The organism is Photobacterium damselae subsp. damselae (assembly GCF_038086725.1).
Lineage (GTDB): Bacteria > Pseudomonadota > Gammaproteobacteria > Enterobacterales > Vibrionaceae > Photobacterium > Photobacterium damselae.
Genome location: NZ_CP146970.1, coordinates 2246745 through 2259373, shown reverse-complemented (window position 1 = coordinate 2259373; position 12629 = coordinate 2246745). Strand labels below are relative to the sequence as shown.

Annotated in this window: 8 protein-coding genes; 5 read left to right on the top strand and 3 right to left on the bottom strand. The window is 42.0% G+C overall.

The genetic code is table 11. The features are described from left to right. Nucleotides 1-327: 327 nt before the first annotated feature. From lrp to serS, 5 genes are all read left to right on the top strand, one after another. Complete coding sequence (lrp, locus tag WAX86_RS10035) at nucleotides 328-822, top strand: leucine-responsive transcriptional regulator Lrp (protein ID WP_005298455.1); 495 nt, start codon at nucleotides 328-330, stop codon at nucleotides 820-822. 487 nt (nucleotides 823-1309) lie between these two features. Continuing rightward, nucleotides 1310-4615: a DNA translocase FtsK 4TM domain-containing protein gene (locus WAX86_RS10030; protein ID WP_341489380.1), complete on the top strand. Its 3306-nt coding sequence runs from the start codon at nucleotides 1310-1312 to the stop codon at nucleotides 4613-4615. A 132-nt stretch (nucleotides 4616-4747) separates the two neighbouring features. Continuing rightward, on the top strand, nucleotides 4748-5359 hold the full coding sequence (gene lolA / locus WAX86_RS10025; RefSeq protein WP_005298459.1) for an outer membrane lipoprotein chaperone LolA: 612 nt from the start codon (nucleotides 4748-4750) through the stop codon (nucleotides 5357-5359). Between the two features lie 106 nt (nucleotides 5360-5465). After that, entirely contained in the window at nucleotides 5466-6809 is a 1344-nt protein-coding gene (locus WAX86_RS10020; RefSeq protein WP_005298461.1) for a replication-associated recombination protein A, read from the top strand. A gap of 184 nt (nucleotides 6810-6993) precedes the next feature. Continuing rightward, the gene (serS, locus tag WAX86_RS10015; protein ID WP_065172628.1) at nucleotides 6994-8304 is read left to right on the top strand and encodes a serine--tRNA ligase; all 1311 of its coding nucleotides are present in this window, start codon (nucleotides 6994-6996) and stop codon (nucleotides 8302-8304) included. 48 nt (nucleotides 8305-8352) lie between these two features. On the opposite strand, the gene WAX86_RS10010 is transcribed toward serS, so the two are convergent. The 3 genes from WAX86_RS10010 to WAX86_RS10000 all read right to left on the bottom strand — a co-directional run bounded on the left by WAX86_RS10010 (nucleotide 8353) and on the right by WAX86_RS10000 (nucleotide 12592). After that, nucleotides 8353-9222 carry a hypothetical protein gene (locus WAX86_RS10010; RefSeq protein WP_341488733.1) on the bottom strand — a complete coding sequence of 290 codons (870 nt, stop codon included), beginning with the start codon at nucleotides 9220-9222 and terminating at the stop codon, nucleotides 8353-8355. Between the two features lie 222 nt (nucleotides 9223-9444). Further along, entirely contained in the window at nucleotides 9445-10761 is a 1317-nt protein-coding gene (locus tag WAX86_RS10005; RefSeq protein ID WP_065172627.1) for a dicarboxylate/amino acid:cation symporter, read from the bottom strand. A gap of 502 nt (nucleotides 10762-11263) precedes the next feature. Further along, on the bottom strand, nucleotides 11264-12592 hold the full coding sequence (locus WAX86_RS10000) for a CoA-disulfide reductase (RefSeq protein ID WP_238070590.1): 1329 nt from the start codon (nucleotides 12590-12592) through the stop codon (nucleotides 11264-11266). Between the last annotated feature and the right edge of the window lie 37 nt (nucleotides 12593-12629).

The window sequence follows — 12629 nt, the reverse complement described above, 5'->3', positions numbered from 1 at the left end:
TGACTAAATTCACCTCTGTTTTTGTTATTTTGCTTTAATATTACTCTCTGATCTGGTAAAAACTTCTTTAGCAGTCGAAATTATACCCGTAATGTTTAGTGTATTATGCTAGGTTGACACTGCATTCCTAACTTGAATGAAGATAATGGTTTATCCAAAAATAAGTAACGCAAAGAGTAGCAGTACTTATAAAATGGAATGGATGACTATATAAATGCTGAATATGAGATTTTTTATAATGAAAATTGGTATTTTTCAGGATTTGATTCTAAATTAGGTAAAGATGTTGTATATTTTTGCAAGGAAGTAAAAAGGTGGAATAAAACAATGGTAGATACCAAGAAAAAACCGTCCAAGGAATTGGATCGTATTGACCGCAATATCTTAAACGAGTTACAGAAAGATGGTCGTATCTCTAACGTTGAGTTATCAAAACGTGTAGGTCTTTCCCCAACTCCCTGTCTTGAGCGTGTTCGTCGTCTAGAACGTCAAGGCTATATTAGTGGCTACACTGCATTACTTAACCCTCAGTATTTAGATGCGTCTCTACTTGTTTTTGTTGAGATAACACTAAACCGTGGTGCTCCTGATGTGTTCGAGCAGTTTAATAAGTCGGTACAAGAGTTAGAAGATATTCAAGAATGTCATCTTGTATCGGGTGATTTTGACTACCTATTAAAAACACGTGTATCAGATATGTCTGCTTATCGTAAATTACTGGGTGAGACACTACTTCGTCTTCCTGGCGTAAATGACACTCGTACATATGTTGTAATGGAAGAAGTGAAGCAATCAAATAACTTGGTAATTAAAACGCGTTAATTGATTGAATTTAGATTCTCGTAATATGAGCGGCTAGATAGTCGCTCATATTTTGCCTGCTATTTTTGTCTGCCATCAACCGCTTTTCTCTTATCTCTGCTTAATTGTTTGAACTTGCACCAGATTGCAATTTGGATAGTTGGCGCTTTCCTTTCTATACTGTATATTTCATCAGTGAATTCAAAAATCATAAAGATGCTGGTTTAATCGACAGATAAACCGATGAATTGACATAATGATGAATCTTTTTTTGTAACAGACGTCTACACTAAGGCGACGTTTCTTGTGCCCATTTCTGTATAATGTCGAACACTATTGTTTTCGCTATTATTTGATAGAAATGGGTATGGGCTGGGCAACCAGAAGTTGAATAAGAATATAAAGTAATATCCATCTGCTTTGATCAGCACGAAGGAATTGCGTGATTGGTTAGTTAGAGACACCGGAGTTTTTCTTGAGGAAGGTAAAAGGAAAAAAGCTACGTCAAATGCGACTTTCAGGTGTACAGCGCATTATTGAGAGCTTTTTAATTATAAGCATTTTAGTTGCCATTTATATTATGGTGGCTTTAATCAGTTTTAATCCTGCAGACCCATCTTGGTCACAAACGGCATGGCAAGAACCTGTCCAAAATGCTGCGGGTACATTAGGTGCCATGGTTGCCGATACGTTTTTCTTTACGTTTGGCTCGTTGGCTTATGTCTTTCCTGTTGTTTTAGTTTTATTTTCTTGGCTATTGTTCCGCCGCCGAGCAAAGAAAATGTCGGCCGACTACATGGTGTATGGCACACGCTTGCTTGGTTTGATCATTCTGCTTATGACCAGCTGTGCCCTGGCTGATTTAAACTTTGACGATATTTGGTACTTCTCTTCTGGTGGGGTAGTGGGTGACGTTGTGTCTAATATTACGTTACCTATGCTTAATGTCTTGGGAACAACATTAGTTATGATGTTCTTATGGGCCATCGGTTTTACTCTATTTACGGGTATTTCATGGGTAAGTATTGTTGATACTATCGGTGAGAAGACTATTGGTTCTTTGACTTGGATTTTAAACAAAATTCGCCCAGATAAATCGGAACGTATTCGAGCTTTTGCTACTGAAATACCGGCCGAAGTAGACATGCCATACGCTCAAGTATTAGCAGATATTGATGATGATCTTGATGCGGATGATGCATTACTTGCTAGCTATTCAGAACCAACATTAGATCTGGATGACGATAAAGAAAGTATTGCTCGTCAAGAACCAACTTGGGCTCCTGAATCTACACCGACGATTGTTATGCCTCAACGTCAAAATGTAGCGCCTACTTCTCAGCAAGCTCAATCAGTTGTTCAGCAAGAATCTGTTATAGCTCCAGTTGTTACAGCTGCAACAGTTGCTTCTACGGTAACTCATGCGCAACAGCCATCAACGACTCCAGCTGTCCAACAAGTGGCTACTCCAAGTGTTGCAACAGCGCCGCAGAGCGATTTTAATGCTGCTCAGGCTCAGGCTCAGGCTCAGGCTCAGGCTCAGGCTCAGGCTCAGGCTCAGGCTCAGGCTCAGGCTCAGGCTCAGGCTCAGGCTCAGGCTCAGGCTCAGGCTCAGGCTCAGGCTCAGGCTCAGGCTCAGGCTCAGGCTCAGGCTCAGGCTCAGGCTCAGCAAGAAATGGTACCTCAGCACGTCCAACCAGCCCCTTCACAACCTGAAGTGTCTACGGTTGTCGCTCCTGCTGTAGCCGCTAATATGACTCAGCAGCCCGACGTTCAAGCAATGGTTGCGCCTCAAGCTGCGCCATTGATGAGTGAGTATGATGATACGACAGAGTTACCTGCGAGTGCTCCGATCACATCAACATCACAAGCAAAAGGGCTCACGGTAGCTGAATTAGAGCGTGAACTGGAACGCGATGAAGATTTTACGGTTTATGTTGATGAAGAGACACAGCAAACGATAGATTCTGTAGCATCTGAGTCAGCAGCAACACCGACATCAAACGCTTATGCTGCGGCATCTCAAGGGTATGAAACTGTACCTCAGCCGGCAGAATCTCGCCCTCAACCCGCGACAACATTTGAACCGACTCAAGAGTTTATTTCTACTCCTGAAATTGGTGCGCAGGATGGTTTATCTGAGTTAGATCGGGCCGAGTTGGCCGCTGAAGCTGTTGACGATGTCGCTACAACAGAGCTAAGTGATGAAGAAGCCTTTTTGAAACGTATTCGTGATGCGCAAAAAGAACAAGCTCATCTTGCTGGGTTAGATAATCCGTTTTTAATGCAAAAAGAACCGGACTTACCGACACCAACAACACCAATGCCAACCGTTGATTTACTGCAACCTGCTCGTCAAACTGTCGAACCTGCGTCAGAAGAAGAGCTTATGCGTATTGCTCGTCTGGTGGAATCAAAACTGGCCGATTATAAAATCAAGGCGCAAGTAAAAGGGGTCTACCCAGGTCCTGTTATTACTCGTTATGAGCTTGACCTTGCACCAGGTGTAAAAGTTAGCCGTATCTCAGGCCTTGCAAAAGACTTAGCTCGTGCCCTGTCAGCAACGGCCGTTCGCGTGGTTGAAGTTATTCCAGGTAAACCTTATATCGGTCTTGAGTTACCAAACAAGAGTCGTGAAACCGTTTATCTTTCTGAAGTGATTAGCAGTGAGAAATTCCAGAACAAACATGGCGCACTACCTATTGTTCTTGGTAATGATATCTCTGGTGAAGCCGTTGTTGCTGATTTAAGTAAAATGCCTCACTTGCTCGTTGCTGGTACAACAGGTTCGGGTAAATCGGTTGGTGTGAACGTTATGATCTTAAGCTTGCTGTATAAGTGTAAGCCAGAAGATTGTCGTTTCATTATGATCGACCCGAAAATGCTTGAATTGTCTATCTATGAAGGTATTCCTCATCTCTTAACTGAAGTGGTTACCGATATGAAAGACGCCGGTAATGCGCTTCGTTGGTGTGTGGGTGAAATGGAACGCCGTTATAAATTGATGGCTGCGTGTGGTGTTCGTAATCTTGCCGGTTACAACGCTAAGCTAGAAGAAGCTGCCGCAGCTGGACACCCAATTCATGATCCATTATGGCGTCCAGGCGACAGTATGGATGAGTACCCACCATTACTTGAAAAAATGCCAAGTATTGTGGTTATCGTTGATGAATTTGCCGATCTTATGATGGTGGTCGGTAAGAAAGTAGAAGAACTGATTGCGCGATTAGCTCAAAAGGCCCGTGCTGCTGGTATTCACTTAGTGCTTGCTACTCAGCGTCCATCTGTGGATGTAATTACCGGCCTTATCAAAGCTAACATTCCAACTCGTATGGCCTTTACTGTATCGACTAAGACAGACTCTCGAACCATTCTTGATCAAGGTGGTGCCGAGTCACTATTAGGTATGGGTGATATGCTGTATTTACCGCCGGGTCAAAGCCATACTATTCGTGTGCATGGTGCATTTGCATCTGATGATGACGTTCATAACGTAGTGAATGATTGGAAAGCTCGTGGTAAGCCTCAATATATTGATGGTATTTTAAAATCCGATCAGGGTGCTGAAGGTCTACTTCCTGGTGAGACAGGTACTGGTGGTGATGATGATCTTGACCAGTTGTTTGACGAAGTAGCAGCATTTGTTGCTGAAACTCGTCGAGGCTCAGTATCTGGTGTTCAGCGCCGCTTTAAAATTGGTTATAACCGAGCCGCACGTATTGTTGAGCAATTAGAAGCTCACGGTATTGTGAGTGCTCCTGGTCATAATGGTAATCGTGAAGTATTGGCTCCACCGCCTGTACCACAGCATTAATTTTTTGTTGTGAGTAAACAATGAAATTGCCGCCATCCTATATGATTAGGTGGCGGCAATTATTTAATTACTGCTATACCAACGGCAATAGTTTTTATTGGTATGACAGATCTTGTTGAAAGAGGGAAAAGAATGAAAAAAGCAGTATTGGGCTTGTTAGTTGCCCCTTTGTTGTTTGCATCAAACGTATGGGCTGATGCACAGCAAGATCTCAGTGCTCGTTTGGATAAGGTAAACGCATTTACGGCTGATTTTCAGCAAAAAGTTGTGAGCCCAGATGGTGAAACCTTAGTTAATGGTAGTGGTACTGTTGCGGTTAAGCGTCCAAATCTATTTCGTTGGGATACCCAAAAGCCGGACGAGAATTTGTTAGTCTCTGATGGTAAAACGGTTTGGTATTACAATCCATTTGTTGAGCAAGTAACGGCAATGTGGTTAAAAAATGCCACTGAACAGACGCCATTTGTTTTATTAACACGTAATAGTGCTAGTGATTGGTCACAATATAATGTCCATCAAACAGCAGATACTTTTACCTTAACGCCTAAAGATAAAACTTCATCGATGGGTAAATTTGTTCTGACAGTAAATAAGAATGGTCAAGTCCGTAATTTTACTGTGGTTGAGCAAGATGGACAAAAGAGCTCATTTACGTTTAACGATTTTAAAACCGCAACACCTGCAGCGAAGCTCTTTACGTTTGTACCACCGAAAGGGGTTGAAGTAGACGACCAGCGTAATTAATGGTTATATAGCGGTAGTCATACGAAACTTGGCCGAGCGCTAAGTGACCAATATTTTCTAGGGTGGCGTAAGTGCCACCTTTTTCTGTTATATGGGAGTGGTTATTTTGAATAACTTCAGCCTAGATTTCTCTTCAGATTTTCGTCCCTTAGCGGCCAGAATGCGTCCGCGTACAGTACAAGAGTACATTGGGCAAAAGCACATTTTAGGAGAAGGGAAACCACTGCGTCGAGCACTTGAAGCTGGGCATCTGCATTCAATGATTTTATGGGGGCCGCCAGGTACGGGGAAAACCACTCTTGCCGAAGTTGCGGCTAATTATGCTAATGCTGAAGTAGAGCGTGTATCTGCGGTAACATCTGGTGTTAAAGATATTCGAGCTGCTATTGATAAAGCTCGTGATAATAAAATGGCGGGTCGGCGTACCATTTTATTTGTTGATGAGGTTCATCGTTTTAATAAAAGTCAGCAAGATGCTTTTCTACCGCACATTGAAGATGGAACTGTCACCTTTATTGGTGCGACAACCGAAAACCCTTCGTTTGAACTTAATAACGCTTTGTTGTCTCGCGCCCGCGTTTATAAGCTGAAATCGCTGGAAAAAGAAGAAATTCTAGAAGTTTTGGATCAAGCTCTTAATGATAAAGAGCGTGGGGTGAGCGATACCAATCTGAATTTTGTCGACGATGTCAAAGAGCGGTTAGCCGATTTAGTGTGTGGCGATGCTCGAATGTCTCTCAACTATCTTGAGCAGCTTATCGATATGGCAGAAGAGGATAGCAAGGGGATCAAGCAGATCACGCTACCTTTATTAGCCGAAGTTGCAGGTGAGAAGATTGCTCGTTTCGATAATAAAGGCGATATGTGGTACGACATGATTTCGGCAGTACATAAGTCGATTCGTGGTTCAAATCCAGATGGTGCCTTATATTGGTTTGCTCGAATGCTACAAGCAGGTTGTGATCCGCTGTATGTAGCAAGGCGCTTACTGGCTATTGCTTCTGAAGATATTGGTAATGCAGACCCAAGGGCGATGCAAGTGGCGGTATCTGCATGGGATTGCTTTACTCGAGTGGGTGCTTATGAGGGCGAACGTGCTATTGCTCAAGCGATTGTCTATTTAGCATGTGCGGCCAAAAGTAATGCTGTCTACGTTGCGTTTAATCAAGCTAAAGCAGATGCACTTAATAGCCCTGACTATGAGGTTCCTGTTCATTTGCGAAATGCGCCAACCAAATTAATGAAAGAGTTGGGGTATGGGGCAGAATATCGATACGCACATGATGAACCTGGAGCATACGCTGCCGGTGAGTGTTACTTTCCACCAGAAATGCAACATACTCGTTACTATTACCCTTCAAATCGCGGTCTTGAGACCAAAATTGCGGAAAAGTTGGATTATCTTGCCAGTTTAGATGCAAAAAGCCCATTAAAGCGCTACCAAAACTAAGGCTTTTTGGGTATCGTTTAGGGATAGTCTTTAGTACTACTGAAGATGAATAACATTAGAACAATCTGGATAAGTAACCTTGAGTAAATCTTAATCGTTATTTGTCCAGATTGAGACCAGAACATTTTGACAAGAACTGTCGGAATGATGTGCATACTCAGAATATAAAGAGCACAGGATTAGCATGCTAGATTCTAAATTACTTCGAACTGAGCTGGACGATACAGCTGAAAAACTCGCGCGTCGTGGTTTTAAACTAGACGTAGAAAATTTACGCCAACTAGAAGAGCAACGTAAGTCCCTTCAAGTTAAAACTGAAGAACTTCAGGCTCAGCGTAATGCGCGATCGAAGTCGATTGGTCAGGCTAAAGCAAAAGGCGATCACGAAGAAGCAGAGCGTATCCTTGCTGAAGTTGGTAACCTTGGTTCAGAGCTAGACGAAGCGAAAAAAGCACTTGCTGCGCTACAAGCAGAGTTAGATGCAATTACGCAAACTGTACCAAACATCCCAGATGAGTCAGTACCTGTTGGTAAAGACGAAAACGACAACGTAGAAATTTCTCGTTGGGGTGAGCCAAAGACTTATGACTTTGAAGTTAAAGATCACGTTGATCTTGGTGAAATGAGTGACGGTCTTGATTTTGCTAGCGCAGTTAAGATCACAGGTGCTCGTTTTATCGTAATGAAGGGCCAGTTCGCTCGTCTACACCGTGCAATTGCACAATTTATGCTAGATCTTCACACTGAAGAACATGGTTATACAGAAATGTACGTACCATACCTAGTAAACGCAGACAGCCTATTTGGTACAGGCCAGCTACCTAAGTTTGGTGCTGATCTTTTCCATACTCAGCCACTAACTGAAAAAGTGAATGATGAAGAGCCTCGTACTCTTTCTCTAATTCCTACTGCAGAAGTGCCTGTAACTAACCTGATGCGTGACACTATCTCTGAGGAAGCTGATCTTCCTGTGAAGATGACTGCGCATACTCCTTGTTTCCGTTCAGAAGCTGGTTCTTACGGTCGTGATACTCGCGGTCTTATCCGTATGCACCAGTTCGACAAAGTTGAGCTTGTTCAGATCACCAAACCTGAAGATTCAATGGCTGCACTTGAAGAACTAACAGGTCATGCTGAGAAAGTGCTTCAGCTTCTAGAGCTACCATACCGTAAAGTTGTACTGTGTACTGGCGATATGGGCTTTGGTTCGTGCAAAACTTACGACCTAGAAGTTTGGGTTCCTGCGCAAGAAACTTACCGTGAAATTTCTTCATGTTCTAACATGTGGGATTTCCAAGCTCGTCGTATGCAGGCTCGTTTCCGTCGTAAAGGCGAGAAGAAGCCAGAGCTTGTTCATACACTAAACGGTTCAGGTCTTGCTGTAGGCCGTACTATGGTTGCTATTCTTGAGAACAACCAAGAAGCTGACGGCCGTATTCGTATCCCTGAAGTACTTCGTAAGTACATGAACGGTGCTGAATACATCGGTGGTTAATCTTCTCGATTAAGTACATACAAAACCCAGCCATTGTGCTGGGTTTTTTTATGGTTTATTCGATTGAAGGGTGAGTATATTTGGCTGTTGCTGTGGCGCAATATCGGGCATCCGAACATCAATTGATAGGGCAATGTCTTTTAGCATTAAATCAAATAGGGTAAAGATAAAATCTGAGATCTGTTGAGATAAAAAATACAGCGATTGTTGCGCATCTATCGGCTGTTTATCACTGTGTTTGAGTTGATTGAATTTGTACTCAAGATCATCGAACGCAATATTTGGTAGTTGATGCTGTTGAATCAAAGAGACTTGCTTTAATCGACGTTCAATCACTTTGAGCTGTATTTGTAAACTTTGATAATAGTGCTGTTTGGGCTTGCTGGTTAACTCAATATCGCAGCGAAAGCGAGCAAGGCTATCTAACGCATTTAAAATCATTGGCCATGCCAGTTGATACTGTTTAAACACTTCTTCTTGATCGGCAGATAATAGTGCCTGAGTGACTAAATCATCGATCAAATAGAAAACATGGCGGATAGCTTTACCATGAACGGCTTGATTACGGGCGATACTATAGTGAGGCCACTCTTCTAAAATGGGTAGGGTTCTTTGCTTAAGTAAACGAAACATTGGGCGGTGTTGGTGCTCTGCTTGACCAAGTAGAGATAAAAGTAAGCTTTGAATTGCAATACTTTCAGGTAAAGATTGTTCAATATTGAGTTGTTTTTCGGTCGGCTTTAGTAAGCGGTTATGACTCTCTCTACGGTGAAATCGCAGTAAGAAGATTAGCTGTCGTAATCCGATAATCTGATTAAATTGCTGCTGTAGGTCTTGAGATTCTCGGTTGTAACGATAGATAACATACCCACAACAGACTGTGAATATGAATAGAATTATGATGATTGATAATACCATGAAGCTCTCTCCCTATTTGCTTAGAAGAAAAAGCAGCAAAGAAAATACCAATATTTTTTTGTTATTTATCAATTCGTTAAATATTGATGTAAATAAGTTTGCGCTGCTAAGGTGCAAGGTTGCACTACTACAGAACATTAATATTTTATCTTCATCATAAAAGAAAAGGCGACTTAGCCCCAACTAAGTCGCCTTAACCTGTCTTACTTGTTATTTATCTATTTAACTGGCTTGCTGCTCGCGACCGTGAAAAGAAACCGTTTCATCTTCTTCACCAGCTAGAGGATCGTGGAAGCGATCTAAATCTAATTCACCTTCAGATTTTGCCACAATACAGGTCACAACCGTATCGCCTGTAATATTTACTGCAGTACGAATCATATCAAGCAAGCGGTCTACACCCATAATCAGAGCGATACCTTCAACAGGTAGGCCTACTTGGTTAAGAACCATGGCTAGCATAATAAGACCCACACCAGGAACGCCAGCAGTACCAATCGAAGCTAATGTTGCCGTCATAATAACTGCAAGATAATCGCTCATGGTTAAATCAATATTAAAAGCCTGAGCGATAAATGCCGTCGCAACACCTTGCATGATAGCAGTACCATCCATATTAATGGTTGCACCAAGCGGTACGGTAAACGAAGCGATCTTATTGTTTACGCCCATACGTTTGGTTGCTGTTTCCATCGTAACAGGAATGGTTGCGTTAGAAGATGCAGTTGAGAAGGCAAACATAATGGCATCTTCCATCTTCTTAAAGAAGGTCTTCGGGCTAAGTCCGGTAAAGGATTTTAGCATCACCGAATATGTCACTAGGCCGTGGATAAGTAGTGTAGCTGTTAGGACTAGGAAGTAACCTAATAAGTTGAAGATGGCATCAAGGCCTAATCCTGTGAACAATTTTGCCATTAGGAAGAACACACCAAATGGCGCAATGTTCATCAATAGAGCGACCAATTTCATGATGACTTCATTGAGATCTGAAAATACTGCCGCTAAACGTTCGCCTGGTTTTCCTGCCGCACTAATGGCAATACCAAATAAAATCGCAAATACAATGATCTGTAACGTATTGCCTTGAGCCATTGAGCTAATAGGGTTGGTTGGGAACATACCAATGATAACATCACCCAAAGATGGCGCTTCTTTGGCGCTAAATGATGTTGCTGCAGTCAGATCCGCACCTGCGCCTGGTTTGAACAGCGTACCCATGGTGAGTGCTAAGGTGATAGCAATAGCCGTTGTTGCAATATAGAAGGCTAGAGTTTTACCACCAAGACGTCCAAGCGTTGTAATGTCTTTAAGCGAACTGGTTCCGCAAACAAGAGAGACAAAGACCAGTGGAACAACGAGCATCTTTAAGCTGGCAATAAAGATTTTTCCACCTACATCAAATAGACCGTTAACGATGTAGTCGTGGATAAAGGCGACATCAGCAAAAAGACTGCGAATAATAAACCCTGTCAAAATACCTAATACCATACCAAGAATGACTCGGCCGGTTAGGGACATTTTTTTCTTCTCTGCTTTCATTAATTGAATGCTCCTTATAATTATTCACTCTGTAATTCATTTACCAGAGGTGCTACGCAGGGTAGCAGTAGAACAGGTGTTAAAGCGAAGTAAAAAATAAAATTAAAATGCAAGATCTCGGTTAGATCACATTTTTAAAATGGAAATAGTGTTCAATAAGCGATATTTTTTACTGTTTGTTAACATTTGTGGCAATAAAACCCTCCGTTATTTACTCGGTTTATGTTTTTTCGAGTAATTTCTTCGGTTTTTTCGAGTCTATCGGCATATCAATCTGTTGAATAGTAGAATAATTGCGTAATTCTCAAGCTATGAAAATTGGCTGAAAATTATTCTTTTGCTCATATTGATAGCGAAATGTAGAGGAAAGGTTAATGGTTAACAAATGCTTACAAGGAATGGTTTTGAGAAAATAGTTAGGTTGGATATTTTTTACAGTTTATAAAATGACTTTGATTGAATAAATATTCACTGGGCTATTGAGCCCAGTGAATGATTGTATTTACTTGGCAACATTGCCTGCTACGTTCATGATATCCCAAGTACGAGAGAATGGTGGAGCATAAGCAAAATCCATCATACCTAGTTGGTCCGTTGTCGCTCCTAAAGTGATAGCAACGGCTAATGCATCAATACGATGGACTGCACCTTTATTGCCGATCATTTGGGCTCCAATGATTTTTTTATCTTGAGCTTGATATATTAGCTTAATATGAAGAGGGGATTGACCGTGGCAATAGTTTGTATGGCACTTATCACTAATAAAAACTGAGCGATAGTCAATATTTTCGGCTTGAGCTTGCGCTTCTGACAAACCAGTTCGACCTGCTTCTAAGCCTAAAACTTTCACACAACTGGTTACAAGGGTACCTTCAAATTGTAGGGATTTTCCTGCTAAGTTCTCTCCCACTAAGCGACCCATTTTATTGGCACCTGTAGCAAGGGGAACATAGACAGGCTGTTGCAGTTGAGCATGCCAAATTGTGGCGCAATCACCGGCTGCCCAAATATTTTCTACGGATGTTTTGCCTTGCTGATCGATAATAATCGCACCATTAGAAAGTCGTTCTAGCCGTGTATTATGTAAAAATTCGGTATTAGGTTTGACACCGGTACAGCAAATCACCATATCGGTTGGGTAAATATCTTGGTCAGTTTTAATGCTGGTAACCTGGTGGTCTCCAACAACGGCCTCAACTGATTCATTAAGGTGAATATTGACGCCAGCTTGCTCTAGTTCGTGATACAAGAGCTGGCTAATTTCAGGTTCAAAAGCATCTGGGATAAGTCGTTCTGCTCGTTCAATAAGGCGAACATCTTTACCTTGATTAATCAGAGCTTCAACGACTTCAAGTCCGATAAATCCAGAACCAATAACGGTCACGTGCTGACATGTAGGTGAGGCTAGAGCCTGTTTTATGGTTAAGCCATCTTGCATTTTTCGTAGAGAATAAACGCCTTGTTTATCGAGTCCTGCAATTGGTGGCAAGATCTCTTTCGCTCCTGTGGCAATCATAAGGCGATCATAGTTCGTTGTGAATGTTTCGCCGCAGTGCTCAACAGTCAGCTGTTGGCTCTTATCATCAATAGAGAGAACTCGATGCTCTGTTAAGACTGTGATGCCTTTGGTGGCAAATTGCTCTGGGGTAAATTCAGCCATATATTCTGCATTATCAAATTCACCGCCAATGAAATAAGGCAGGCCGCACGCGCCAAATGAGATCACTTTTGATGCTTCATAGACGACAATTTCAGCATTAGGCTCAATACGTTTTGCTTTTGCTGCAGCACTCATACCAGCCGCTTCGCCACCAATAATTATGATTTTCATTGTGATTCCTTGCTATAACAAAGGAGGTGATACGTTC

Coding starts and splice junctions, on each gene's coding strand:
- serS (WP_065172628.1), top strand. CDS start 6,994: ATGCTAGATTCTAAATTACTTCGAACTGAGCTGGACGATACAGCTGAA.
- WAX86_RS10005 (WP_065172627.1), bottom strand. CDS start 10,761: ATGAAAGCAGAGAAGAAAAAAATGTCCCTAACCGGCCGAGTCATTCTT.
- lolA (WP_005298459.1), top strand. CDS start 4,748: ATGAAAAAAGCAGTATTGGGCTTGTTAGTTGCCCCTTTGTTGTTTGCA.
- WAX86_RS10030 (WP_341489380.1), top strand. CDS start 1,310: ATGCGACTTTCAGGTGTACAGCGCATTATTGAGAGCTTTTTAATTATA.
- WAX86_RS10000 (WP_238070590.1), bottom strand. CDS start 12,592: ATGAAAATCATAATTATTGGTGGCGAAGCGGCTGGTATGAGTGCTGCA.
- lrp (WP_005298455.1), top strand. CDS start 328: ATGGTAGATACCAAGAAAAAACCGTCCAAGGAATTGGATCGTATTGAC.
- WAX86_RS10010 (WP_341488733.1), bottom strand. CDS start 9,222: ATGGTATTATCAATCATCATAATTCTATTCATATTCACAGTCTGTTGT.